The sequence below is a fragment of the Streptomyces sp. NPDC099050 genome (assembly GCF_044759865.1).
GTDB lineage: Bacteria > Actinomycetota > Actinomycetes > Streptomycetales > Streptomycetaceae > Streptomyces.
Window position 1 is genome coordinate 148,820 of record NZ_JBIWAE010000009.1, and the last position, 25,582, is coordinate 174,401.

The following is a 25,582-nucleotide window of genomic DNA, read 5'->3' on the forward strand; positions in this document are numbered from 1 at the left end:
TCGCACGCTCATGTGAAAGACCCCGCGAATTCGGGATCCCTCAAGATCAGACTCTACGTCGGACCCTACAAGGAGGGCCCGACATCCGTCCCGGTACTTTCATAACGTCCGGATGTGTTCATGATTCCCGGGCCGGGGGCCTTTCAGCCCCCGCGCCGGGTACCGGAAAGGCCTCAGCGCCCCGAGAGCACCCGCACCAGGTCCTCCGCCGTGCGGCAGCGGTCCAGGAGCTCCTTCACGTGGGCACGGGTGCCCCGCAGGGGTTCCAGGGTCGGGACCCGCTGGAGGGAGTCGTGGCCCGGCAGGTCGAAGATCACCGAGTCCCACGAGGCCGCCGCCACATCGTCCGCGTACTGCTCGAGGCACCGCCCCCGGAAGTACGCCCGGGTGTCCTCCGGCGGCTTGCTCTGCGCCCGCTCCACCGCCGTCTCGTCCAGCAGCCGCTTCATCTTGCCGCGGGCCACCAGGCGGTTGTACAGCCCCTTCTCGGGCCGTACGTCCGCGTACTGGAGGTCCACCAGGTGGAGTCGGGCCGCGTCCCATTCGAGGCCGTCCCGGCGCCGGTAGCCCTCCAGGATCTCCCGCTTCGCGATCCAGTCGAGCTCTCCCGACAGGCTCATCGGGTCGGTTTCCAGCCGGCCCAGTACGTCCTCCCAGCGGGCCAGCACATCCTTGGTCTGCTCGTCCGCGTCGGAGCCGAAACGCTCCTCCACGTACTTCCTGGCCAGCTCGTAGTACTCCATCTGGAGCTGTACGGCGGTCAGCGTCCGCCCGCTCCGCAGCGTGATGAGGTGCTGCAGGTCGGGGTCGTGGGAGACCTGGTGGAGGGTGCGTACGGGCTGGTCCACGGCGAGGTCGACGTTGATGTAGCCGTCTTCGATCATGGACAGGACGAGGGCGGTGGTGCCGAGCTTGAGGTAGGTGGAGATCTCGGAGAGGTTGGCGTCGCCGATGATCACGTGGAGGCGGCGGTACTTCTCCGCGTCCGAGTGCGGCTCGTCCCTCGTGTTGATGATGGGGCGCTTGAGGGTGGTCTCCAGGCCGACCTCGACTTCGAAGTAGTCGGCGCGCTGGCTGATCTGGAAGCCGTGTTCGCGGCCGTCCTGGCCGATGCCGACGCGGCCGGCGCCGGTGAAGACGAGGCGGGAGACGAAGAAGGGGGTGAGGTGGCGCACGATGTCCGAGAAGGGGGTTTCCCGCTTCATCAGGTAGTTCTCGTGCGTGCCGTAGGAGGCGCCCTTGTTGTCGGTGTTGTTCTTGTAGAGGTGGATGGGCTGGGCCCCGGGGAGCTGGGCGGCCCTGACAGCCGCTTCTGCCATGATCCGCTCGCCGGCCTTGTCCCAGAGGACGGCGTCGAGCGGGTTGGTGATCTCCGGGGAGCTGTACTCGGGGTGTGCGTGGTCCACGTAGAGGCGTGCGCCGTTGGTGAGGATCACGTTGGCGAGGCCGATGTCCTCGTCGGTGAGCTGGCTGTTGTCGGCGGCCTCGCGGGCGAGGTCGAAGCCGCGGGCGTCCCGCAGCGGGTTCTCTTCCTCGAAGTCCCAGCGGGCGCGTCGCGCCCGGTGCATCGCCGCCGCGTAGGCGTTGACGATCTGGGACGAGGTGAGCATGGCATTGGCGTTCGGGTGCCCCGGGACGGAGATCCCGTACTCCGTCTCGATCCCCATTACTCGCCGTACGGTCATGCGGCCCTCCTTGCCCGGCGGCGCTCCCGTTCGGGAGCGGCGCTCAAGTACCGCTGGTGCTCCGGTGCGTCGTGTGCGGTGCCCGTCCCCGCACTGCGCGACCTGCGGTATGGAAGAGCCTAGAACCACTCCGCGCTGGTGGGGAGATCATTTCAGTCATTGACTTTGCCCTGTCACCGGCTGAAAAGAGCGTTTGGTAAAGCAGTCGGCTGCGGGTGCCCTTGCCGGGCACCCGCAGCCGGCCCGCTTTGTCAGAGGTACTGACCGGTGTTGGCCACCGTGTCGATGGAGCGTCCGGTGTCCGCGCCTTGCTTTCCGGTGACGAGGGTGCGGATGAATACGATCCGCTCGCCCTTCTTTCCGGAGATTCGGGCCCAGTCGTCGGGGTTGGTGGTGTTGGGCAGGTCTTCGTTCTCCTTGAACTCGTCCACGCAAGCCTGGAGGAGATGGGCGACGCGAAGGCCCTTCTGGTTGTGCTCGAGGAAGGCCTTGATGGCCATCTTCTTCGCACGGTCCACGATGTTCTGGATCATCGCGCCCGAGTTGAAGTCCTTGAAGTAGAGGACTTCCTTGTCGCCGTTGGCGTACGTGACCTCGAGGAAGCGGTTTTCCTCGGTTTCCGCGTACATCTGCTCGACGACGGTCTGGATCATGCTGTGGACGGTTTCGGCGGTGGAGCCCTGGTGCTCGCCGAGGTCGTCGGTGTGCAGGGGCAGGGTGGCCTTGAGGTACTTCGCGAAGATGTCCTTGGCGGCCTCGGCGCCGGGGCGCTCGATCTTGATCTTCACGTCGAGCCGGCCGGGGCGCAGGATGGCCGGGTCGATCATGTCCTCGCGGTTGGAGGCGCCGATGACGATGACGTTCTCCAGGCCTTCCACGCCGTCGATCTCGGCGAGCAGCTGGGGGACGATGGTGTTCTCCACGTCCGAGCTGACTCCGGATCCGCGGGTGCGGAAGAGGGATTCCATCTCGTCGAAGAAGACGATGACGGGGGTGCCCTCGCTCGCCTTCTCCCTCGCACGCTGGAAGACGAGGCGGATGTGCCGCTCGGTCTCGCCGACGTACTTGTTGAGGAGTTCGGGGCCCTTGATGTTCAGGAAGTAGGACTTCCCGGTGGGCTGGCCGGTGACTTCGGCGACCTTCTTGGCAAGGGAGTTGGCCACGGCCTTGGCGATGAGCGTCTTGCCACAGCCGGGGGGGCCGTAGAGCAGGATGCCCTTGGGGGGCCGCAGTTCGTGTTCCTTGAAGAGGTCGGGGTAGAGGTAGGGGAGCTCGACGGCGTCGCGGATCAGTTCGATCTGGTCGCCCAGGCCGCCGATCTTGTCGTAGTCGATGTCCGGGACCTCTTCGAGGACGAGGTCTTCGACCTCGCTCTTGGGGACGATCTCGTAGACGTAGCCGGAGCGGGGTTCGAGCAGCAGGGAGTCGCCGGGGCGGATGGTGACGTCCAGGAGCGGCTCGGCGAGCCTCACCACCCTTTCCTCGTCGGTGTGCCCGACCACCAGGGCGCGCTCGCCGTCCTCGAGGATTTCCTTGAGGGTGACGATGTCCCCGGCCCGTTCGAACTCCATGGCCTCGACCACGTTGAGGGCCTCGTTGAGCATGACCTCCTGGCCTCGCCGGAGGTCTTCCGGTTCGACGCTGGGGCTCACGTTCACGCGGAGCTTTCGGCCGCCGGTGAAGATGTCGACGGTTCCGTCTTCGTTCGACTGCAGGAAGACTCCGAAGCCGGCCGGCGGCTGTGCGAGCCGGTCGACTTCTTCTTTGAGGGCCACGATCTGGTCGCGGGCCTCGCGCAGGGTGTTCGCCAGCCGCTCGTTCTGTGCGGAGACGCCTGCCAGGTTTGTCTGGAGCTCGACGATCCGCTCTTCGAGAATCCTCGTGTGTCGCGGAGAGTCGGCGAGCTTACGTCGCAGGACGGCGATTTCCTGCTCGAGATAGGCAACCTGGCCGGCGGGGTCCTCAGACCCTCGCCCGGGCCGGATGCCGCGGTTGATGTCGTCGTCGTGGGCTGCCACGGTCCTCACCTCCTCCAAGGGGAGCTGGACGCTTTCTGACCCTACCTGGGCTGGTGGTGATTGAAACCCCTAGATCACAAAGACGGTAGGGGTGTGTCCGATCTTCACCCTTGCGTACTCCCTCCCGTCAAGGAAATACCCACCCAACGACATCGGAAAGCAGCCGGTTGTAAGGTCGAACTGTTCAACACCCGTCAGAGCTCGTGCGACTTGTCTCGCGTTGTGACCGGGATGGATCACTCAGAGCAGGGAACGGCAGGGGATATGACCGTGCAGCAGGAGGCGGCCACCGAGGAGAACACGGGGGCCTCGGGCGTGGCCGGAGAGCCGCTGGAGGTCTGGATCGACCAGGACCTCTGTACCGGCGACGGCATCTGCGTGCAGTACGCACCTGAGGTGTTCGAGCTGGACATCGATGGTCTGGCGTACGTGAAGAGCCCTTCCGACGAGTTGCTCGTGGAGGCGGGGGCGACCACTCCGGTTCCGCTGGTGCTGCTCCAGGACGTGGTGGATTCCGCGAAGGAATGTCCCGGGGATTGCATCCATGTAAGGCGGGTTTCGGACAGGGTGGAAGTCTTCGGTCCGGACGCCGAGTAAAGGTTCCAGTGACGGTTCAAACACCTGTGGGGGTCGAGTCCGTAAGCTCCTGGCGGAATTTTCCGCCGGTCCAGCGCCACTTGGCGAGCTGCTTGGTGTCGGGGCTGTAGCGGGGCACTTCGGGCGAGGAGTACCCGAGGAGGTCCGCGGTGACGAGGCCGTCGCGGACGGTGAGGCGGGTCGCGGTCTGCTTGCGGCCGGCTTCGAGGAGCGTGGCGACGACCCGGGGGTTCGCGGCTTTCGCCGGGCCCTGGGCGAGGACGTAGATGGTGTGCGGCGGGCTGCCCCCGCCGACGTCGCAGCGGACGGCCGCGACGGTTTCGGGGCGGCCGTCGCCGTCGAGGTCGCCTTCGGCGGTGGCCGTGACGGCTTGTGGGGCGCCTTGGCAGTCCAGGGGGTACGTGACCGCGTGCGCGTCGGGAGCGGCCGCCCGGGGGCCCTTGGCGGGGCTCGCGGGACCGGCTGGGGGTACGGGGGCCGCGGAGGCTCCGGTGGCCCGGTCGGGCTGCAGGAGTCCGGCGCCGGCTATGACGGCGGCCAGGGCCGAGGCGGTGGCCAGCCAGTGGACGGGCCGGGCCCGGTGGTGCGCCGGGGCGTGGGTGCTCGGCGCCGGCTCGGCGGGGCTGTGCGGCACGCGGGGTGTCTCCTGTGCGAAGGGTGACGGGGAGCCAGCATCGTGCCACACCTCACATCGGGGTGGAACGGGTGGGTCCGGACCGGTCGGGCCGCTCGCGCGAGGCCGGCCCGTAGGGCAACGAAAAGACGCCGTGCCGCAGTTCCCGGATGCTCCGGGGGAACTGCGGCACGGCGTCTTCGTGTTGGTGGCGCAGGGCGCCCCGCCGGGGTGGCGGGGCGGTCCTCGGAACGTCAGCGGTTCAGGCGCCGTCGCCGGTGTCGGCGGCGGTCTCGGCGGCGGCCGTGGCGGCCGTCTCCGCGGTCTTGGCGGCGGACCGGCTGCCGGGGCCGTCGTAGTCCTCGCCGTAGGCGCCCTTGGAGGGGCGGCGGCGGCGCATGGGGGGCTCGACGCCGTCCGCGAGGCGGCGGGCGGTGACGAGGAAGCCGGTGTGGCCGATCATGCGGTGGTCCGGGCGGACGGCCAGGCCCTCGACGTGCCAGTTGCGGATCATCGATTCCCAGGGCTGCGGTTCGGCGTAGCAGCCGAACTCGCGGATGGATTCGACGGTCCGGGAGAGCTGGGTGGTGGTGGCCACGTAGCAGCAGAGGATGCCGCCGGGGACGAGCGCCTTGGAGACGGCCTCCAGGCACTCCCAGGGGGCGAGCATGTCGAGGATCACGCGGTCGACGTCCGTGTCGGACAGGTTGTCCTGGAGGTCGCCCACGGTCAGCTGCCACGCGGGGTGCGGGCCGCCGAAGTAGCGCTCGACGTTGGCCGTGGCGATCTCGGCGAAGTCGGGGCGGCGCTCGTAGCTGTGGAGCATGCCCTGGTCGCCGATGGCGCGCAGCAGGAAGCTGCTCAGGGAGCCGGAGCCGACGCCTGCTTCGACGACGCGGGCGCCGGGGAAGATGTCGGCGAAGGCCAGGATCTGGCCTGCGTCCTTGGGGTAGACCACGGCGGCACCGCGGGGCATGGACAGGACATAGTCGGGGAGCAGGGGTCGCAGCGCGAGGTAGGCGACGTTGCCCGTGGTACGGACAACGCTTCCCTCGGGGGAGCCGATCAGCTCGTCGTGCGGGAAGGAACCCTTGTGGGTGTGGAAATTCTTCCCGGCTTCGAGCGTGAACGTGTAGTGGCGGCCCTTGGGGTCGGTGAGCTGTACCTGGTCCCCGACCTCGAAGGGCCCGCGTCGGCGGGCGGCACCGGTCGGTTCGGACATGTGACCAGTGTATTGGCTTCAGGACTGGGGCCGCGCCATGGCCTTCACGAAGGCCTTTTCCACGTCGAGGGTGGACAGGACGCCATAGATGGCGCCGTCGGGTTGCAGGACGAGGTATTCGGTGGCGGGGGTGGCGCGGAGGTGGTCGAGGAGTTCTTCGCCGCCGAGGTCCGCTGAAACCTTCATGCCGTCGGTGAGGTCTTGGGCGAGGGTGCCGGCGGCGACCCAGGGGCGGCGGTGTTCGGGGACGGAGGCGATGGCGCTTTCGCGGACGATGCCGGTGGGGTCTCCGAGTCCGTCGACGACGACGAGGGCGCGGGCGCCGGCTTCGTTGGCGCGGCGGAGGGCTTCGGAGAGGGGGGTGGCGTTCTCGACGGGGATGGCGCGGCGGGTGAGTTTGCGGGCGTGGAGTTCCGGGAGGTGTTCGCGCAGGCGGGCGACGCGGAGGCTGTTGCCGGCGCCGGTCCAGATGATGCCGGCGAGGATCGCGGCGAGGAGGGCGTCCATGACGGTGTCCATGCCGCCGATGTCGTCGGTGGGGTTGCCGAGGGTCCCGGTGGAGTTCAGGAGGGGCAGGCCGAGGAGGACGGCGACGGCGAGGGCGCGTCCGGCCCAGGCGGCGGCGATGGTGCCGGTCATGGGTTTGCCGGTGATGCCCCAGATGACGGCGCGGAGCATGCGGCCGCCGTCGAGGGGGAGGCCGGGGAGGAGGTTGAAGGCGGCGACGAGGAGGTTGGAGATCATGAGGCCGGCGAGGAGGACGCCGGGGACGCTGGCGGGTTCGACGGTTTTCATGCCGAGGTAGAAGGCGCCGGCGAGGAGGAGGGAGAGGAGGGGGCCGACGAAGGCGAGGACGAATTCGCGGCCGGGGGTTTCGGATTCCTTCTCGATTTCGGAGACGCCGCCGAAGAACTGGAGCTGGATGCGGCGGACGGGGAGTTTGAAGCGGAGCGCGGCGACGGTGTGGGCGAGTTCGTGGACGAGGACCGAGGCGTAGAAGGCGACGGCGAAGAAGAGGGCCACGAGGTAGCGCAGGGTGCCGAGGTCGGGCAGGATCCGGTCGAGCTGGTCGCCGAAGACCCAGGTGATGAGGGCGGCGACGAGGAACCAGCTGGGCGAGACGTAGACGGGCACGCCGAAGGGGCGGCCCATGAGGAGTCCGCCGCCCGGTCCTGAGCGCCGGCCCGCGCGCTCGCCGGTTTCGTCGGTGTCTGCCACGGTTGTCCTTCGTTCGCTGCTGTCCGGTGCGGTGGTGCGCCGGTGGTTCGGGTGTCTTTTTCCCGTGGTGTCGGGGTGCGGCGTTGCGCGGTGTGATGCTCCGATCATGCAGTGCGAGGGGGGTCGGCGTCGATGGTATGCGCGTGCTGTCGGTGGCGGGTCGTAGGGTTTTGTCCATGACGACGAGCCCCGGCAGCGGTCCGGACGATGCAGTGAGCGGTTCCGTGCCCGGATCCGTGCCCGGTTCCGTGCCCGGTGCGGTGCCCGGTTCCGGCGCGGTGCCCGGTGCGGTGCCCGGTTCCGGTGCGGTGCCCTGTTCCGGCGCCGTGCCCGCGCAGGCGGTGGCCGTGGCGCCTTCTTCGCTGTCGCCTTCTCGGGCGAGCGATTTCATGCGGTGTCCGTTGCTGTACCGGTTCCGGGTGATCGACAAGTTGCCGGAGAAGCCGAGTGCGGCGGCGACGCGGGGGACGCTGGTGCACGCGGTGCTGGAGCGGCTCTTCGATCATCCGGCGCCGGAGCGGACGGCGCCGCGGGCGAAGGCGCTGATTCCCGGGCAGTGGGACCGGCTGCTGGAGTCGAAGCCGGAGTTGTCGGAGCTGTTCCCGGGGGGTGACGAGGGGGCGGGGCTGGAGCGCTGGCTGGGCGAGGCCGAGGCGTTGGTGGACCGGTGGTTCACGTTGGAGGACCCGACGCGGCTGGAGCCGGTGGAGCGGGAGTTCTTCGTGGAGACGGAGCTGGAGTCGGGGCTCCGGCTGCGCGGGATCATCGACCGGGTGGACGTGGCGCCGACGGGTGAGGTGCGGATCGTCGATTACAAGACGGGGAAGGCGCCGCGGCCGGAGTACGCCGAGGGTGCGCTGTTCCAGATGAAGTTCTACGCGCTGGTGGTGTGGCGGCTGAAGCGGGTGGTGCCGCGGCGGCTGCAGCTGGTGTATCTGGGCAGTGGGGACGTGGTGACGTACGACCCGGTGATCGAGGATCTGGAGCGGATGGAGCGCAAGCTGCTGGCGCTGTGGGAGGCGATCCGGGAGGCGACGGAGACGGGTGACTGGCGGCCTCGGCAGTCGAAGCTGTGCGGCTGGTGTGATCATCAGGCGGTGTGTCCGGAGTTCGGTGGTACTCCCCCGGTCTATCCGCTGGCGCTGCCGTCCGCCGGGCGGGGCGAATCCTGATCTTGGTGTCAGGGCAGAATGGGCCGGGTTCCCTGGTGGTGTCCGAATGAACCCGCTGGCCCGATGATCCGATGAGCCCTACGAATACGAGGTGGACCCCGTGGCGATCCGCGTGCTGCTGGTCGACGATCAGCCCCTGCTGCGTACCGGTTTCCGGATGATCCTGGAGGCCGAGCAGGACTTGGCGGTGGTCGGTGAGGCCGGGGACGGTCTGCAGGCGCTGGACCAGGTGCGGGCGTTGCAGCCCGATGTGGTGCTGATGGACATCCGGATGCCGCGGATGGACGGGGTGGAGGCGACGCGGCAGATCACGGGTCCGGGCCGGGACGGTCCGGCGAAGGTGCTGGTGCTGACGACGTTCGATCTGGACGAGTACGTGGTGGAGGCGCTGCGGGCGGGGGCCAGCGGGTTCTTGCTGAAGGATGCGCCGGCGGCGGAGCTGGTGCAGGCGATCCGGGTGGTGGCGGGTGGCGAGGCGATGCTGGCGCCGAGCATCACGCGGCGGTTGCTGGACAAGTACGCGGGGCATCTGCCGTCGGGTGAGGACACGGTTCCGGACATGATCGCTTCGTTGACGGAGCGTGAGGTCGAGGTGCTGAAGCTGGTGGCCCGGGGGTTGTCGAACGCGGAGATCGCGGCCGATCTGTTCGTGAGCGAGACGACGGTGAAGACGCACGTGGGTCACGTGCTGACGAAGCTGGGTCTGCGCGACCGGGTGCAGGCGGCGGTGTACGCGTACGAGAGCGGTCTGGTGCGTCCGGGGGCCGGCCAGTAGGCAGGTCGGTGGGCGGCGCGGTTCGCTGTTTCGCAGGTACGGGCACGGGCCCGCTTCCGCTTCGCGCGGAGGCGGGCCCGTGGCCGTGGCGGGGTGGCTCAGCCCTTGCTGATCTCCCAGAAGCGGAAGACGGTGGAGGCGTCCAGGGACCACTGCAGGCCGGTCACGTTCTGGCGGGTGACGGCGTACTGCTTGCTCTGCCAGAGCGGGAGCAGGGGGATCTCGTCGGCGACGATGTCCTGGAGCCGGGCGTAGTCGCCGCTGGCGGAGGAGCGGTCGGCCTTGGCGGAGGTCGACGGGATGATGGTCCCGGTGATCTCCTTGTTGTCGTAGTTGTTGTGCAGCACGTTGTCGGGGCCGAAGAAGGGCTGCGTGAAGTTGTCGGCGTCGGGGTAGTCGGGGACCCAGCCCTTGACGTAGACGCCGTACTTGCCGGCCTGGATGTCCTTCTCGTACTGCTCGAACTCGACGGACTTGACGTCGGCCTGGAAGAGGCCGCTGGTGTTGAGCTGCTTGGCGATGAGCTGGAATTCCTGGTCCGTCGAGGGGCCGTAGCGGCTGGGCGTCGAGTACAGGGTGATCTTGACCTTGTCCTTGATGCCGGCCGCGCGGAGGACGGCCTTGGCCTTCTCGGGCTGGGGGGTGCCGCCGTAGCGGTCGAAGAAGGCGGTGGTGTGGGAGGCGATGCCAGCCGGGACGATGGAGTAGAGCGGGGTGGCGGTGCCGTCGTAGACCTCGCGGACGAGGGCTTCGCGGTCGACGAGGTAGGCGATGGCCTTGCGGACGGGGAGCTTCCCGGCGACGGGGTCGGCCGTGTTGAAGACGAGGTGTTCGACTTCGGCGCCGGCGCCCTGGACGACTTCGACCTTCTGGTCGCCGGTCTGGGAGGCGAGGCCGGCGATGTCCTTGGCGGCGAGGCCGCGGAAGGCGAAGTCGACGTCTCCGCTTTCGAGGACCTTCTTGAGGGCGGCCTGGTCCTCGTTGAAGAACTTCATGGTGACGCCGCTGTTCTTCGGCTTGGCCTTGCCGCTGTAGCTGTCGTTGACGGAGAAGGAGGCGCTCTTGTCGTTGATGGAGTCCAGCTTGTAGACGCCGGAGCCGAAGGCCTTGCCGTCGGTGCGGAGTTTGTCGGCCGGGTACTCGGTGTGGTCGACGATGGAGCCGGCGCCGGATGCGATCTTGCTGGGGAAGGTCGCGTCGGGGGCCTTGAGGTGGAAGACGACGGTCTTCTCGTCGGGGGTGTCGATGGTGCCGATCGACGCGAGCATGACGGCGGGGCCGTTCTCGTCGTTGATCTTGAGGGTGCGCTCGAAGGAGTACTTGACGTCCTTGGCGGTGAGGCGGTTGCCGTTGCTGAACTTCAGGCCGCCGCGCAGGGTGCACACGTAGGTCCTGCTCTCGGTGCCCTCGAAGCCGCAGGACTGGGCCGCGTCGGGTTCGGGGTTGGTGCCGCCCTTGGGGAAGCTGAGCAGGGACTGGAAGACGTTGTTGAAGAGCAGCCAGGAGCCGGGGTCGTAGCCCGAGGCGGGGTCGGTGGCCTTCACCTTGTCGGATATGCCCATGACGACGCCCTTGCCGCCGCCGCCGGCGTTGGAGCCGTCCGTCGCACCGCAACCGCTCAGCAGCGCCGCGGCGGTGGCCGCTCCGAGGGGGGCGACCAACCACTGGTTCCGTGTCTTCACGCGAACATCCTTCTCAGTCTTACTGGCTCGTCTGGTTCTGGTGCCGGGGAGGGCCGGCACCAGGACCTGGTGCCGAGGGCTTGATGCCGGGGTGTCAGCCGCTGACGCCGCGGCCGAGTTCCCACAGCTGGAGGTCGGAGATTGCGTTGACCGACCATTCCACTCCGGTGATCCCGTCGCGTGCGGCGACGTACTGCTTGCCCTGCCACAGGGGCAGGACGGGTACGTCCTCGGCGACGATGTCCTGCATCTCCGTGATCGCGGGGCCGGCGACGCCGCGGTCGACGGCGCGGCGCGATTCGGGGATGAGCTTGGTGCGCACCGTGGTGTTGGCGTACGGCGTGCCCAGGAAGTTGTCCTGCTCCAGGAAGGGGGCGAGGAAGTTGTCGGCGTCGGGGTAGTCGGGGAACCAGCCGAGCCCGTAGGCGGCGTATTCGCCCTTCTTCTGTGCGGGGCGGAAGGCGGCCCAGTCGGTGCCCTGGACGGTGATGTCGAAGAGCCGGGTGGAGTTCAGCTGGGACTTGAGGGCTTCGAACTCGGCCGCGGTGCCGTCGCCGTAGTGGTCGTTGGTGTAGTTGAGGGTGAGCTTGACCGGGGTTTTGATCCCGGCGGCCTTCAGCAGGTCGGCGGCCTTGGTGGTGTTGGCTTCGCCGTACTTGTTGAAGAAGGAGTTGACGTGGCCGGTCACGGTGGTGGGGACCAGTGAGTACAGGGGCTGCGCGGACTTGCCGTAGACCTTGGTGATGAGGGCGTTGCGGTCGACGGCTGCGGCGAGGGCCTGGCGTACGGCCTTGTCCTTGACGGTGGGGGCGTCGGTGTTGAAGCCGAGGTAGCGGATCTCCAGGCCGGGCATGGGGACGAGCTTGATGCCCTTGGGGGGCTTGGCGGAGAGTTCGGTGATCTGCGCGGGCGACAGGGTGCGGGAGACCATGTGGACGGCGCCGTTCTCCAGTGCCTTGCCCATGGCTTCGGAGTCGTCGAAGGTGCGCAGTTCGGCCTTGTCGTTCTGGAGCTTGATGTCGCCTCGGTAGTGCGGGTTCTTGCTGAAGACGGCGCGGACGAGGCGGTTGTCCTTGACTTCGGCCTTCATCGTGTAGGGGCCGGAGCCGTCGACGGTGAAGCCGGTGCGGAGCTTTTTGGCGTCGTACTTCTTGGCGCTGACGATGCCCGCGGCGGGGGTGGAGAGCTTCTGCGGGAAGGTGGCGTCGGCGGTCTTGAGGTGGAAGACGACGGTGTCGGTGCCCTTGGTCTCGACGGTGTCGATGGTGGAGAGCAGCGAGGAGGGGCCGTTCTCGTCCTTGATGGCGAGGACGCGTTCGATGGAGAACTTGACGTCCTGTGCGGTGAGGGGGCTGCCGTCGGCGAAGGTGAGGCCGGTGCGCAGGACGCAGCGGTAGCTCTCGTTGCCGGTGTCGGTGAAGCGGCAGTCGTCGGCTGCTTCGGGGACGGGGCTGCCGCCGCCGCGCGGGGTGTGCATGAGCGTCTGGACGGTCTGGCGGAGGATGTTCCAGGCGCCGGCGTCGTAGGCGTAGGCGGGGTCGAGCGGGGCGGGGGCGTATTCGGCTGCCTCGAACCGGTCGGTGGTGCCGACGACGATCGTTCCGGATCCCGCTCCTGCGCCGCTGGTGCTGCCGCAGGCGGTCAGCGCGGGGGTGAGCAGTCCGGCGGCTGCCGTCAGCGCCATGGTCTTGCGGTTCATGCTGGTAGTACTCCCTCGACCCGGCACTTGTTCAAAGCTGGCGTGGAGGGCATCGCGGCGGTCGCCCGTTCTGGGCGGAACGATCGGGCCGGTGGTGTGACGATCGGTCCACGCGGTTCCGGATACAGGGGTGTGTGTCCGGGACGGCTGAGGTGCGGCGCAGTGCCCGGATCGACATTAGTGGCCTGCGGAGGGGTGGCTTGAACGGTGTGGCGCGGGGGTGTTGTCGCTCCGTCGCGGGAGCTGACCGGGGGTGTGCGCGGGGGCGTGCGCAGATTCGGTCAGGTGCTGATCAATGGGGACACAAGGGGTGGTGCGGGAGGGCGCGCAGTGGTGCGAAGGGGTCTTTGCGGGTGACAAAGGTCACCCGGGACAACTCCCCCGGTAGGGATGGAATTTCGGCCTCCGGGGAAGTGCGCGGGAGATCCGCCCGCTGGACGTTGGTCCTGGGGTGGATCGTCCGGTACGGAGCGTGCGCGGTCAGTTCAGCGGAGTGATGAGGGAGCGCAGGAAGGGCAGGTCGACGTCTTCGAGGGAGCGGACGACGGTGCGGCCGGGGGCGGGTGCGATCAGGCCCACGGAGGGGATGGCGACGACCCTGCATCCGGCGGCTTCGGCGGCGGCGACGCCGGTGGCGGTGTCCTCGATGACGGCGCAGCGGGAGGGGTGGGCGCCGAGGGCGCTGGCGGCGAGGAGGTAGGGGTCGGGGTGCGGCTTGGTGCGCGGGACCTCGTCTCCGGCGACGGTCATGGTGAAGCGGTCGCGGCCGAGGGTGAGCAGGACCTGGTCGATGACGCGCCGGTGGGAGGCGGAGACCAGGGCGGTGGGGACGTTGTGCCGGGCGAGTTCGCCGAGGAGGCGTTCGGCGCCGGGCATGAGGGGGACGCGGTCGGCGATGCGGGCTTCGAAGCGCTCGTTGAGCAGGACGGTGAGTTCGGCGAGGCCGATGTCGGCGCCGGTGGCTTCGATGAGGAAGCCGCCGCTGCGGGTCATGGGGCCGCCGACGACGATGTCCCGCCAGGATTCGTCGAGGCGGTGGCCGAGTTCGCCGAAGACGCCGACTTCGATCTCCCACCAGAATCCCTCGGTGTCGACGAGGGTGCCGTCCATGTCGAGCAGCACCGCCTGCAGGGCGTGTCCGTCGGCCGTACGGGCGACGGGGGCGGGGACTGTGCTCGTCATGCGCGCACCTTTCCGGGGGTCCGTTGGGGACGAGAAGGCCGGTCACCTCGCCTCCGGGGGGCGTGCCCGGGGGAACAGGTGACCGGCCTGTATGGGACCGACTAGTGTACGCCGGTCCGTCTCGATGTGCGTGGTATTACGCCGCTGCGTGCGCGGGGGTGCTTGTCGGCGGGCCCCGGAGTGCGGTTCAGCGGGCGTTGAAGTACTTCGCTTGGGGGTGGTGGATGAGGATGGCGTCGGTGGACTGCTCGGGGTGGAGCTGGAACTCCTCCGAGAGGTGGACGCCGATGCGCTCCGGCTGGAGGAGGTCGGCGATCTTGGCGCGGTCCTCCAGGTCGGGGCAGGCGCCGTAGCCGAGGGAGAAGCGGGCGCCGCGGTACTTCAGGTCGAACATGTCCTCGACCTTGGCGGGGTCCTCGCCGCCGAAGCCGAGCTCGGCGCGGACGCGGGCGTGCCAGTACTCGGCCATGGCCTCGGCGAGCTGGACGGAGAGGCCGTGGAGCTCCAGGTAGTCGCGGTAGGAGTCGGACTCGAACAGTTTGGCGGTGGCTTCGCCGATCTTGGAGCCGACGGTGACGACCTGGAGGCCGACGACGTCGATCTCGCCGGATTCCTCGGGGCGGAAGAAGTCGGCGAGGCACAGGCGGCGGCCGCGGCGCTGGCGGGGGAAGGTGAAGCGGGTCCGCTCGTTGCCGGCGTCGTCGAGGATGATCAGGTCCTCGCCCTTGGAGACGCAGGGGAAGTAGCCGTAGACGACCGCGGCTTCGAGGAGGTTCTCGGTGTGCAGTTTGTCGAGGAGGCCGCGCAGGCGCGGGCGGCCCTCGCTCTCGACGAGCTCCTCGTAGGTGGCGCCGCCGGCGCGGGCCTGCTTGAGGCCCCACTGGCCCTTGAAGAGGGCGCCTTCGTCGAGCCAGGAGGCGTAGTCCTTGAGCGGGATGCCCTTGACGACGCGGGTGCCCCAGAACGGCGGGGTGGGGACGGGGTTGTCGGTGGAGGTGTCGGAGCGGCCGCCGGGCTCTTCGGTCTCCTCCACCGCCAGGGGGGTGTCGCGCTTGGCGACGCGGCGCTGCTTCAGCTCGGGAAGGCTCGCTCCCGGGACTCCGCGCTTGACGGCGATGAGGGCGTCCATCAGGCGCAGGCCCTCGAAGGCGTCGCGGGCGTAGCGGACTTCGCCCTCGTAGATCTCGTGGAGGTCCTGTTCGACGTAGGCGCGGGTGAGGGCGGCGCCGCCGAGGATGACCGGGTAGTCGGCCGCCAGCTTGCGCTGGTTGAGCTCCTCCAGGTTCTCCTTCATGATCACCGTGGATTTGACCAGCAGGCCGGACATCCCGATGACGTCGGCCCTGTGCTCCTGCGCGGCTTCGAGGATCGCGGAGACCGGCTGCTTGATGCCGATGTTGACGACGTTGTAGCCGTTGTTGGTCAGGATGATGTCGACGAGGTTCTTGCCGATGTCGTGGACGTCGCCGCGGACGGTGGCCAGGACGATGGTGCCCTTGCCCTCGTCGTCGCTCTTCTCCATGTGCGGTTCCAGGTGGGCCACGGCGGTCTTCATGACCTCGGCGGACTGGAGCACGAAGGGGAGCTGCATCTGGCCGGAGCCGAAGAGTTCGCCGACGACCTTCATGCCCTCCAGGAGGGTGTCGTTGACGATGTCGAGGGCGGGGCGGGTCTGGAGGGCCTCGTCGAGGTCGGCGTCCAGGCCGTTCTTCTCGCCGTCGATGATGCGGCGCTGGAGGCGTTCGTCGAGCGGCAGGGCGAGGAGTTCCTCGGCGCGGCCGGCCTTCATGGACTTGGTGTTGACGCCTTCGAAGAGGGCCATCAGCTTCTGCAGCGGGTCGTAGCCCTCGGCGCGCCGGTCGTAGATCAGGTCGAGGGCGGTGGTGACCTGTTCCTCGTCGAACCGGGCGATCGGCAGGATCTTGGAGGCGTGCACGATCGCGGAGTCGAGGCCGGCCTTGACGCACTCGTCGAGGAAGACGGAGTTCAGCAGGACGCGGGCGGCCGGGTTGAGGCCGAAGGAGATGTTGGAGAGGCCGAGCGTGGTCTGGACGTCGGGGTGGCGGCGCTTGAGCTCGCGGATCGATTCGATCGTGGCGATGCCGTCCTTGCGAGACTCTTCCTGGCCGGTGCAGATGGTGAAGGTCAGGGTGTCGATGAGGATGTCCGACTCGAGGATGCCCCAGTTCCCGGTGAGGTCCTCGATGAGGCGCTGGGCGATGGCGACCTTGTGCTCGACGGTGCGGGCCTGGCCCTCCTCGTCGATGGTCAGCGCGATCAGCGCGGCGCCGTGTTCCTGGGCGAGGCGGGTGACCTTCGCGAAGCGGGACTCGGGGCCGTCGCCGTCCTCGTAGTTCACGGAGTTGATGACGGCGCGGCCGCCGAGCTTCTCCAGGCCGGCCCGGAGGACGGGGACCTCGGTGGAGTCCAGGACGATGGGCAGGGTGGAGGCGGTCGCGAAGCGTCCGGCGAGCTCCTTCATGTCGGCGACGCCGTCGCGGCCGACGTAGTCCACGCACAGGTCGAGCATGTGCGCGCCTTCGCGGATCTGGTCGCGGACCATCTCCACGCAGTCGTCCCAGCGGGCTTCGAGCATGGCCTCGCGGAACTTCTTGGACCCGTTGGCGTTGGTGCGCTCGCCGATCGCCATGTAGGAGATGTCCTGGCGGAAGGGCACGGTCTGGTAGAGCGAGGAGGCGCCGGGCTCGGGGCGGGGGTCGCGGACGGCCGGGTTCAGGCCGCGGACCCGTTCCACGACCTGGCGCAGGTGTTCGGGGGTGGTGCCGCAGCAGCCGCCGATCAGGGAGAGGCCGTACTCGCGGACGAAGGTCTCCTGGGCGTCGGCGAGCTCGCTCGCGGACAGCGGGTAGTGGGCGCCGTTCTTGCCGAGGACCGGCAGGCCCGCGTTGGGCATGCAGGAGAGCGGGATGCGGGAGTTGCGCGCGAGGTAGCGCAGGTGCTCGCTCATCTCGGCGGGGCCGGTGGCGCAGTTCAGGCCGATCATGTCGATGCCCAGGGGCTCCAGCGCGGTCAGCGCGGCGCCGATCTCCGAGCCGAGGAGCATCGTGCCGGTGGTTTCCACGGTCACGGAGCAGATCAGCGGGACGGAGACGCCGAGGGCCTCCATGGCGCGGCGGGCGCCGACGATGGAGGACTTGGTCTGCAGGAGGTCCTGGGTGGTCTCGACGAGGAGCGCGTCGGCGCCGCCGGTGATCAGGCCTTCGGCGTTGATCTGGTAGGCGTCGCGGATGGTTCCGTAGTCGATGTGGCCGAGGGTGGGCAGCTTGGTGCCGGGGCCCATGGAGCCGAGGACCCAGCGCTGCTGTCCGGTGGAGGCGGTGAACTCGTCGGCGATCTCGCGGGCGATCCGGGCGCCGGCGAGCGACAGCTCGTGGTTGCGGTCGGCGATGTCGTACTCGGCGAGGGCGGCGTAGTTGGTGCCGAAGGTGTTGGTCTCGACGCAGTCGACGCCGGCCTCGAAGTACTCGCGGTGCACGTTGGCCACGATGTCGGGGCGGGTGACGTTGAGGACCTCGTTGCAGCCTTCGAGCTGTTCGAAGTCGTCCAGGGTGGGGTCCTGGGCCTGGAGCATGGTTCCCATGGCTCCGTCGGCGACGACCACGCGGGTCGCCAGTGCCTGGCGGAGGGCATCGGCCCGGGTCTGGGTGTCAGCGGGCGGGTTCGGCAACGAGGCCATGGTTGAGCTCCCTGGGATGCGACGGCTGTCGGCTTTGCACCCCCTCTGTGTCAAGGGTGCACGCGGCCAGGGTAACGGGGGACGCCCGGCCCCGGTGAGGCCGTCCCACGTGGCGGACTGCATTCTGTGCCCGGGGGGCGGCGGCTTTCGGCCGGTCCCTCTTGGACGACGCGCTGGACGACTCGCCCCCGGGGGTGTCGGCCTCGTCATGCGCGAAGTCGGCATCGACCGATAGTGTTCAGCATTGTCGAACTACGTCAGCAGGAGGCTGCGCGATGGCACGGAACATCCAGTCGCTCGAACGAGCCGCTGCGATGCTGCGGCTCCTGGCGGGCGGCGAGCGCCGGCTGGGGCTCTCGGACGTGGCCTCTTCCCTGGGCCTGGCCAAGGGAACGGCGCACGGGATCCTGCGCACGCTGCAGGCCGAGGGCTTCGTGGAGCAGGACGCGGCCTCGGGCCGCTACCAGCTCGGCGCGGAGCTGCTGCGCCTGGGCAACAGCTATCTGGACGTCCACGAGCTGCGGGCGCGCGCGCTGGTGTGGACGGACGACCTGGCCCGCGCGAGCGGGGAGAGCGTGTACGTGGGGGTGCTGCACAAGAGCGGGGTGCTGATCATGCACCACGTGTTCCGGCCCGACGACAGCCGTCAGGTGCTGGAGGTGGGCGCCATGCAGCCGTTGCACTCCACGGCCCTGGGCAAGGTGCTGTCCGCGTACGACCCGGTGGCGCACACGCAGGTCCTGGAGGTGGAGCGGGAGGCGTTCACCCCCCGCACGGTCACCGACGGCGCCGCCTTCGAGGAGGTGCTGGGTCTGATCCGGGCCCGGGGCTGGGCGGACGACGTCGAGGAGACCTGGGACGGGATCGCCTCGATCGCGGCGCCCATCCACGACCGGCGCAGGATGCCGGTCGGCGCGGTGGCCGTAGCGGGCGCGGTGGAGCGGGTCTGCGGGGAGGCCCGGGAGCCGCGGGCCTCCCTGGTGGCGTCCGTACGGGACTGCGCGCGGGCGGTTTCGCGCGATCTGGGGGCGGGCCGGTTCTGACCTTGGCGTGACCCCATTGCTGTGCCCGAACCACCCAAAGGCCACGCCCAAGTGGCATTTGGGTGGTTTTTGGCGTTTGATGATCGCCCAATGGCCTAATTTGTTCGATCCCACCTGCGGGTAACGATCCGGCCCCTTGGCCTGGTCAACCCTTGACGCCCGCTTCACCTAGGCGGAAAACTGCCGTTCATCGGTCGGCATTGCCGAACACCTACCGGCAATACGCGTTAGGGTGTGGCAAGGCCAAGGACCGGTGCAGCACTCACCGAGTGCGTCGGACGCCGGAGGGACCCGGTGGCCGACCACCCCTGAACGACAAAGGAGTCGCGGGTGTCCAGCTCCGACATCTTCATCGGCGAGACCATCGGTACCGCCCTGCTCACCCTGCTCGGTGGCGGCGTGTGCGCCGCTCTGACGCTCAAGAGCTCCAAGGCGCGGGGCGCCGGCTGGCTCGCGATCACCTTCGGCTGGGGTTTCGCCGTCCTGATCGCCGCCTACGTCTCCGCGCCGCTCTCCGGTGCGCACCTCAACCCGGCGGTCACCGTCGGCATAGCGATCAAGGACGGCGCCTGGGGCGACGTACCGGTCTACTTCGCCGGCCAGCTGCTCGGCGCCATGATCGGCGCGGTTCTGATGTGGCTCGCCTACTACGGCCAGTTCCGGGCGCACCTGGCCGACCCGGAGCACATCCGTGACGCCAAGCTCGGCCCCGAGGACCCGCACCCGCACGACGTGGCCGGCCCGGTGCTCGGGATCTTCGCCACGGGCCCCGAGATCCGCAACGTCGTCCAGAACCTGACGACCGAGATCATCGGCACCGCCGTCCTGGTCCTGGCCATCCTGACCCAGGGCCTGCAGGACGACGGCAAGGGCCTCGGCGTCATCGGCGTCCTGATCACCTCGCTGGTCGTGGTCGGCATCGGCCTCTCCCTCGGCGGTCCGACCGGCTACGCCATCAACCCGGTGCGCGACCTCGGCCCGCGCATCGTCCACTCCCTGCTGCCCCTGCCCAACAAGGGCGGCTCGGACTGGAGCTACTCCTGGATCCCGGTCCTCGGCCCCCTCGCGGGCGCCGCTCTCGCCGGCGGTCTGTACAACATCGCGTTCGCCTGATCAGCAATCGGCACCACGGCACCATCCGCACCGCCATTCTGATTCCGCCTACTTCGACACCTGCCAGGAGCAGCCACCATGACCACCAGCACCGGCCCCTTCATCGCCGCGATCGACCAGGGCACCACCTCCTCCCGCTGCATCGTCTTCGACCGTGACGGCCGCATCGTCGCCGTCGACCAGAAGGAGCACGAGCAGATCTTCCCGAAGCCGGGCTGGGTCGAGCACGACGCCGCCGAGATCTGGACCAACGTCCAGGAGGTCGTCGCCGGGGCCATGACCAAGGCCGCCCAGGGCGTTCCGGGCTTCACCTCCGCCGACGTCAAGGCCGTCGGCATCACCAACCAGCGCGAAACCACCCTGCTGTGGGACCGCCACACCGGCGAGCCGGTCCACAACGCGCTGGTCTGGCAGGACACCCGCACCGACGCCCTGTGCAAGGAGCTCGGCCGCAACGTCGGCCAGGACCGCTTCCGCCGCGAGACGGGCCTGCCGCTGGCGAGCTACTTCGCCGGCCCGAAGATCCGCTGGCTGCTCGACAACGTCGAGGGGCTGCGCGAGCGCGCCGCGGCCGGCGACATCCTCTTCGGCACCATGGACTCCTGGGTCATCTGGAACCTCACCGGCGGCGCCCAGGGCGGTGTGCACGTCACCGACGTCACCAACGCCTCGCGCACCATGCTGATGAACCTGCACACCCTGGCCTGGGACGAGAAGATCGCCGAGTCCATGGACGTGCCCCTCAACGTCCTCCCGGAGATCAAGTCCTCCGCCGAGGTCTACGGCCACGTCAAGGAGGGCGTCCTCGCGGGCGTCCCGGTCGCCTCGGCGCTCGGCGACCAGCAGGCCGCGCTGTTCGGCCAGACCTGTTTCGCCGAGGGCGAGGCGAAGTCCACGTACGGCACCGGAACGTTCATGCTGATGAACACCGGCGACAAGATCATCAACTCTTACAGCGGGCTGCTGACCACGGTCGGCTACCAGATCGGCGACCAGAAGCCGGTCTACGCGCTGGAGGGCTCCATCGCCGTCACCGGCTCGCTCGTCCAGTGGATGCGCGACCAGATGGGCATGATCAAGACCGCGGCCGAGATCGAGACCCTGGCCTCCTCCGTCGAGGACAACGGCGGCGCGTACTTCGTGCCCGCCTTCTCCGGCCTGTTCGCCCCGTACTGGCGGTCCGACGCCCGCGGTGTGATCGCCGGCCTCACCCGGTACGTCACCAAGGCGCACATCGCCCGTGCCGTCCTGGAGGCCACCGCCTGGCAGACCCGCGAGATCACCGACGCCATGACCAAGGACTCGGGCGTCGAGCTCGCCGCCCTCAAGGTCGACGGCGGCATGACCTCCAACAACCTGCTGATGCAGACGCTCTCCGACTTCGTGGACGCCCCCGTGGTGCGCCCGATGGTCGCCGAGACCACCTGCCTCGGCGCCGCCTACGCCGCCGGCCTGGCCGTCGGCTTCTGGCCCGACACCGACGCCCTGCGCGCCAACTGGCGCCGCGCGGCGGAGTGGACCCCGCGGATGCCCGCCGAGCAGCGGGAGCGCGAGTACAAGAGCTGGCTCAAGGCCGTGGAGCGGTCCATGGGCTGGGTCGACGACGAAGACGCCAGCTGACCGCAGACAGCTCCGGCGCAATTCGACGAGCAAGTAGGAGTCAAGGGATATGAGCAGCCTGCAGAGCGTTCCCACCCTGGGTACGCACCCGACCGCCGGTTCGAACGCGAGCCGCGCCGAGACCCGTGAGCAGCTGGCGAAGGCCACGTACGACCTGCTGGTCATCGGCGGTGGGATCCTGGGCACCTCGGTGGCCTGGCACGCCGCGCAGTCGGGTCTGCGGGTCGCGATGGTGGACGCCGGCGACTTCGCCGGCGCCACCTCCTCGGCCTCTTCCAAGCTCGTCCACGGCGGCCTGCGCTACCTGCAGACCGGCTCGGTCAAGCTGGTCGCGGAGAACCACCACGAGCGCCGGGTGCTGGCCAAGGACGTGGCCCCGCACCTGGTCAACCCGCTCACCTTCTACCTCCCGGTGTACAAGGGCGGTCCGGTGGGCGCGGCGAAGCTGGGCGCGGGCGTGTTCGCGTACTCGGCGCTCTCCGCCTTCGGCGACGGCATGGGCAAGATCATTTCTCCGGCGCGTGCCGCCGCCGACAATCCGGGTCTGAAGACGGACAACCTGAAGGCCGTCGCGGTCTACTACGACCACCAGATGAACGACTCGCGCGTCGCCGTCATGACGGTCCGCGCGGCCGTCGAGTCGGGCGCGGTCGTCCTGAACCACGCCGAGGTCACCGGGCTGCGCATGACGCGCGGCCGGGTCTCGGGCGCCGAGCTCAAGGACCGCCTGGACGGCACCGAGTTCGGTGTGGACGCCCGCGTCGTGCTGAACGCCACCGGCCCGTGGGTGGACCACCTGCGGCGCATGGAGGACAAGCACTCGATGCCGTCCATCCGCCTCTCCAAGGGCGCGCACATCGTGATGAAGCGCAAGTCGCCGTGGAAGGCCGCCATGGCCACCCCGATCGACAAGTACCGCATCACCTTCGCCCTGCCGTGGGAGGACCAGCTGCTGCTGGGCACCACGGACGAGGTGTACGAGGGCGACCCGGCGGACGTGCGCGCCACCGAGGGCGACATCCAGCAGATCCTGGACGAGGCGGCCTTCTCGGTGAAGGACGCCGATCTGGACCGCTCGCTGATGACGTACGCCTTCGCGGGCCTGCGCGTGCTGCCTGGCGGACCGGGCGGGGTGGAGAAGGCCAAGCGCGAGACGGTCGTCTCCGAGGGCGCGGGCGGCATGCTGTCGGTGGCCGGCGGCAAGTGGACCACGTACCGGCACATCGGCCGCGTGGTCATGGACAAGCTGGCCAAGCTCCCCGGCAGCCCGCTGACCGAGGACATGGAGCCGGTGAAGTCCCTCGTACGACGGATCGCGCTGCCCGGTGTCGCCAACCCGAACGCGGTGGCGCACCGGCTGCTCGTGGACCGCGAGCCGGGCTCCCGGATGGACCCGCTGACCGCGCGCCACCTGGCCTCGCACTACGGCTCGCTCGCCTTCGACATCGCGCGGATCGCGAACGAGGACCCGGCTCTGGCCGAGCGGATCCACCCGGACGGGCCGGAGATCTGGGCGCAGGTCGCCTACGCCCGGGACAACGAGTGGGCCGAGACGGCGGACGACGTGCTGCGCCGCCGTACGACGGTGACGGTCCGCGGTCTGGACAGCGCCGAAGTGCGCGGCCGGGTCGAGGAGATGTTGGCCGACAAGGCATAAGCGGTGGCGTGAACGGGCAGAGGGGCGGTTCCAGGGGGAACCGCCCCTCTGTCGTGGGCTGTGGCCGGTGCCTCATCAAGGCTTAGGCTGACCCACGTACACAAGGGAACTTCGGAAGGAGACCTGGGTGATCGAGCTTGAGGGCGTGCCCGAGCTGATCGACCCGGTCATGGTGGCCGCGTTCGAGGGCTGGAACGACGCGGGTGACGCCGCCTCCGGGGCGGTCGCACACCTGGACCGGGAGTGGAAGGGCGAGGTCTTCGCGGCTCTGGACGCCGAGGACTACTACGACTTCCAGGTCAACCGGCCGACGGTGTGGCTGGACAACGGGGTGCGGAAGATCACCTGGCCGACGACCCGGCTGTCGGTGGTCCGCATCGGCGGGACCAAACCGCGCGACCTCGTGCTGGTGCGGGGCATCGAACCGTCCATGCGGTGGCGTTCGTTCTGCAACGAGATCCTGGGCTTCGCCCACGAGCTGGGCGTGGAGATGGTCGTCATCCTCGGGGCGCTGCTGGGCGACACCCCGCACACCCGCCCGGTGCCGGTCAGCGGGGTGACCTCGGACGCGGATCTGGCGCGGACGATGGACCTGGAGGAGACCAAGTACGAGGGCCCGACCGGGATCGTGGGCATCCTCCAGGAGGCCTGCACCCATGCCGGGGTGCCGGCGGTGTCCCTGTGGGCGGCGGTGCCGCACTACGTGTCGCAGCCGCCGAACCCGAAGGCGACCCTCGCGCTGCTCAACCGGCTGGAGGATCTGATCGACATCCGGATCCCGCTGGGCGAACTCCCCGAGGACGCGCGGGCGTGGCAGCTGGGCGTGGACCAACTGGCGGCCGAGGACAGCGAGGTGGCGGAGTACGTCCAGACGCTGGAGGAGGCGCGGGACACGGCGGATCTGCCGGAGGCGTCCGGGGATGCGATTGCCCGGGAGTTCGAGCGGTACCTGCGGCGGCGGGATCCTTCCGCGGGTGCGGAGCCGGGTGACGGGTCGTACCTGAGGGACACCTCGGGCGGCATGCCGCGCCCGCCGAAGCGGAAGCCGGAGCCGTCCGGTTCCGGGGACGAGCCCCCGGCTCCCCCGGCTCCCCCGGCTCCCCCGGCGGCCTCGCCGGACGAGGACGAGACGACTCCGGAGGCGTAGCCCGTGCGGGGGGGGCGGGGCGGGGGATCTTTCTCCCCGCCCCGCCCTTTCGCCGTATCCCGGGGCTCCGCCCCGGACCCCGCCCCTCCGCGTGGGTGTTTAGAGAGCCACGCCCAGCAGCGCGTCGACCGTGCGGGAGACCAGGCCCGGGGCCGATTCGTCGTCTCCGTCGGAGACGAGCTGGCGCTCGACCCAGCGGTCCACCGCCGCGAGGGCGGCAGGGGCGTTCAGGTCGTTGGACAGGGCCTCGCGGACCTCCTCGACCAGGTCGTCGGCCGGGATGCCGTCGGGGCGGGAGACGGCCGCGCGCCAGCGCTCCAGGCGGGCCACCGCCTCCGCGAGGACCTCGTCGGTCCACTCCCAGTCCGCGCGGTAGTGGTGCGAGAGCAGGGCCAGGCGGATCGCCGCCGGGTCCACTCCGGCCCGGCGCAGGGCCGATACGAAGACCAGGTTGCCCTTGGACTTCGACATCTTCTCGCCGTGCAGCGCGACCATCCCGGCGTGTACGTACGCCTTGGCCATCGGGAACTCGCCCGTCAGCACCTGGGCGTGCGAGGCGCCCATCTCGTGGTGCGGGAAGGCGAGGTCGGAGCCGCCGCCCTGGATGTCGAAGGTCATGCCCAGGTGGTCCAGGGCGATGGCCACGCACTCGATGTGCCAGCCGGGCCGGCCGCGGCCCAGCGAGCCGCCGTCCCAGCTCGGCTCGCCCGGGCGGGCCGCCATCCACAGCATCGGGTCGAGCGGGTTCTTCTTGCCCGCCCGGTCCGGGTCGCCGCCGCGCTCGGCCGAGAGCAGCCGCATCGCCTCGGCGTCCAGGTGGGACACCTTGCCGAAGTTCGGGTCGGACTCCACCGAGAAGTAGACGTCGCCGTCCAGCTCGTAGGCGGCGCCCGCGTCCCGCAGCCGCTCGACCAGCGGCACGATGCCGGGTATGGCCTCGACCGCGCCGATGTAGTGCTGCGGGGGCAGCATCCGCAGGGCGGTCATGTCCTCACGGAAGAGAGCGGTCTCGCGTTCGGCGAGCTCCGTCCAGTCCTGGTTGTCGCGCAGGGCCCGCTCCAGCAGTGGATCGTCGACGTCCGTGACGTTCTGGACGTAGATGACCTGCCGCTTGGTGTCGAGCCACACGCGCTGCACGAGGTCGAACGCGTTGTAGGTCGCCGCGTGACCGATGTGCGTCGCGTCGTACGGGGTGATCCCGCAGACGTAGATACGGGCGACGGGACCGGGGGCGAGGGTGATCGTCCCTTGGGTCGCGGTGTCGTGGATCTGGAGGTCGCGGCCCTTGCCAGGAAGGGCGGGGACCTCAGAAGCGGGCCAGGCATGCATGTCTCGAGACTAACCGGACGGGTGTTCCGAAAACTAACCGGACCTGCACTGTTGTCTTGATCGGTGCTCTTGCGCCATGGCCGGTTCTATGCGTGCGGGCCCGTACGGGCCGC

The 25,582-nt window shown here is 69.3% G+C and carries 18 protein-coding genes; 8 read left to right on the forward strand and 10 right to left on the reverse strand.

Features of this window, described 5'->3' with window-relative positions:
• Positions 1 to 173 precede the first annotated feature (173 nt).
• Positions 174 to 1,685 (reverse strand): depupylase/deamidase Dop, encoded by a 1,512-nt coding sequence (gene dop / locus ACIQV3_RS17660; RefSeq protein ID WP_403713296.1) that lies wholly within the window; start codon positions 1,683 to 1,685, stop codon positions 174 to 176.
• Between the two features lie 251 nt (positions 1,686 to 1,936).
• Positions 1,937 to 3,703, reverse strand: a complete 1,767-nt coding sequence (gene arc / locus ACIQV3_RS17665) for a proteasome ATPase (RefSeq protein ID WP_250740357.1) — start codon at positions 3,701 to 3,703, stop codon at positions 1,937 to 1,939.
• Positions 3,704 to 3,967: 264 nt separating this feature from the next.
• On the opposite strand from arc, the gene ACIQV3_RS17670 reads away from it, so the two are divergent.
• Positions 3,968 to 4,300, forward strand: a complete 333-nt coding sequence (locus ACIQV3_RS17670; RefSeq protein WP_403713297.1) for a ferredoxin — start codon at positions 3,968 to 3,970, stop codon at positions 4,298 to 4,300.
• Between the two features lie 16 nt (positions 4,301 to 4,316).
• Here ACIQV3_RS17670 and ACIQV3_RS17675 read toward each other — a convergent pair whose 3' ends face one another.
• From ACIQV3_RS17675 to ACIQV3_RS17685, 3 genes are all read right to left on the reverse strand, one after another.
• Entirely contained in the window at positions 4,317 to 4,934 is a 618-nt protein-coding gene (locus tag ACIQV3_RS17675) for a hypothetical protein (RefSeq protein WP_403713298.1), read from the reverse strand.
• 241 nt (positions 4,935 to 5,175) lie between these two features.
• The gene (locus ACIQV3_RS17680) at positions 5,176 to 6,135 is read right to left on the reverse strand and encodes a tRNA (adenine-N1)-methyltransferase (RefSeq protein WP_403713299.1); all 960 of its coding nucleotides are present in this window, start codon (positions 6,133 to 6,135) and stop codon (positions 5,176 to 5,178) included.
• A gap of 18 nt (positions 6,136 to 6,153) precedes the next feature.
• A complete protein-coding gene (locus ACIQV3_RS17685) occupies positions 6,154 to 7,461 on the reverse strand; it encodes a site-2 protease family protein (RefSeq protein WP_403713300.1) in 1,308 nt (435 codons plus the stop codon).
• Between the two features lie 29 nt (positions 7,462 to 7,490).
• Between ACIQV3_RS17685 and ACIQV3_RS17690 the strand changes: the two genes are divergently transcribed.
• Both ACIQV3_RS17690 and ACIQV3_RS17695 read left to right on the forward strand, forming a co-directional pair.
• Positions 7,491 to 8,525, forward strand: a complete 1,035-nt coding sequence (locus tag ACIQV3_RS17690; RefSeq protein ID WP_403713301.1) for a PD-(D/E)XK nuclease family protein — start codon at positions 7,491 to 7,493, stop codon at positions 8,523 to 8,525.
• Positions 8,526 to 8,625: 100 nt separating this feature from the next.
• Complete coding sequence (locus tag ACIQV3_RS17695; RefSeq protein ID WP_403713302.1) at positions 8,626 to 9,300, forward strand: response regulator; 675 nt, start codon at positions 8,626 to 8,628, stop codon at positions 9,298 to 9,300.
• A gap of 98 nt (positions 9,301 to 9,398) precedes the next feature.
• Here the strand turns inward: ACIQV3_RS17695 and ACIQV3_RS17700 are convergent, their stop codons facing one another.
• From ACIQV3_RS17700 to metH, 4 genes are all read right to left on the reverse strand, one after another.
• Positions 9,399 to 10,982 carry an ABC transporter substrate-binding protein gene (locus ACIQV3_RS17700; protein WP_403713303.1) on the reverse strand — a complete coding sequence of 528 codons (1,584 nt, stop codon included), beginning with the start codon at positions 10,980 to 10,982 and terminating at the stop codon, positions 9,399 to 9,401.
• Positions 10,983 to 11,076: 94 nt separating this feature from the next.
• The gene (locus ACIQV3_RS17705; RefSeq protein WP_403713304.1) at positions 11,077 to 12,681 is read right to left on the reverse strand and encodes an ABC transporter substrate-binding protein; all 1,605 of its coding nucleotides are present in this window, start codon (positions 12,679 to 12,681) and stop codon (positions 11,077 to 11,079) included.
• 480 nt (positions 12,682 to 13,161) lie between these two features.
• Positions 13,162 to 13,863 (reverse strand): HAD family hydrolase, encoded by a 702-nt coding sequence (locus tag ACIQV3_RS17710; protein WP_403713305.1) that lies wholly within the window; start codon positions 13,861 to 13,863, stop codon positions 13,162 to 13,164.
• 187 nt (positions 13,864 to 14,050) lie between these two features.
• Complete coding sequence (gene metH / locus ACIQV3_RS17715; protein WP_403713306.1) at positions 14,051 to 17,560, reverse strand: methionine synthase; 3,510 nt, start codon at positions 17,558 to 17,560, stop codon at positions 14,051 to 14,053.
• Between the two features lie 275 nt (positions 17,561 to 17,835).
• On the opposite strand from metH, the gene ACIQV3_RS17720 reads away from it, so the two are divergent.
• From ACIQV3_RS17720 to ACIQV3_RS17740, 5 genes are all read left to right on the forward strand, one after another.
• On the forward strand, positions 17,836 to 18,603 hold the full coding sequence (locus ACIQV3_RS17720; protein WP_403713307.1) for an IclR family transcriptional regulator: 768 nt from the start codon (positions 17,836 to 17,838) through the stop codon (positions 18,601 to 18,603).
• A 330-nt stretch (positions 18,604 to 18,933) separates the two neighbouring features.
• The gene (locus tag ACIQV3_RS17725; RefSeq protein WP_383954500.1) at positions 18,934 to 19,716 is read left to right on the forward strand and encodes an MIP/aquaporin family protein; all 783 of its coding nucleotides are present in this window, start codon (positions 18,934 to 18,936) and stop codon (positions 19,714 to 19,716) included.
• 78 nt (positions 19,717 to 19,794) lie between these two features.
• Complete coding sequence (gene glpK, locus ACIQV3_RS17730) at positions 19,795 to 21,336, forward strand: glycerol kinase GlpK (RefSeq protein ID WP_403713308.1); 1,542 nt, start codon at positions 19,795 to 19,797, stop codon at positions 21,334 to 21,336.
• A gap of 49 nt (positions 21,337 to 21,385) precedes the next feature.
• A complete protein-coding gene (locus ACIQV3_RS17735) occupies positions 21,386 to 22,993 on the forward strand; it encodes an FAD-dependent oxidoreductase (RefSeq protein WP_403713309.1) in 1,608 nt (535 codons plus the stop codon).
• A 127-nt stretch (positions 22,994 to 23,120) separates the two neighbouring features.
• On the forward strand, positions 23,121 to 24,140 hold the full coding sequence (locus ACIQV3_RS17740; protein WP_403713310.1) for a PAC2 family protein: 1,020 nt from the start codon (positions 23,121 to 23,123) through the stop codon (positions 24,138 to 24,140).
• A 99-nt stretch (positions 24,141 to 24,239) separates the two neighbouring features.
• On the opposite strand, the gene mshC is transcribed toward ACIQV3_RS17740, so the two are convergent.
• Complete coding sequence (mshC, locus tag ACIQV3_RS17745; RefSeq protein WP_403713311.1) at positions 24,240 to 25,469, reverse strand: cysteine--1-D-myo-inosityl 2-amino-2-deoxy-alpha-D-glucopyranoside ligase; 1,230 nt, start codon at positions 25,467 to 25,469, stop codon at positions 24,240 to 24,242.
• Positions 25,470 to 25,582: the final 113 nt, after the last annotated feature.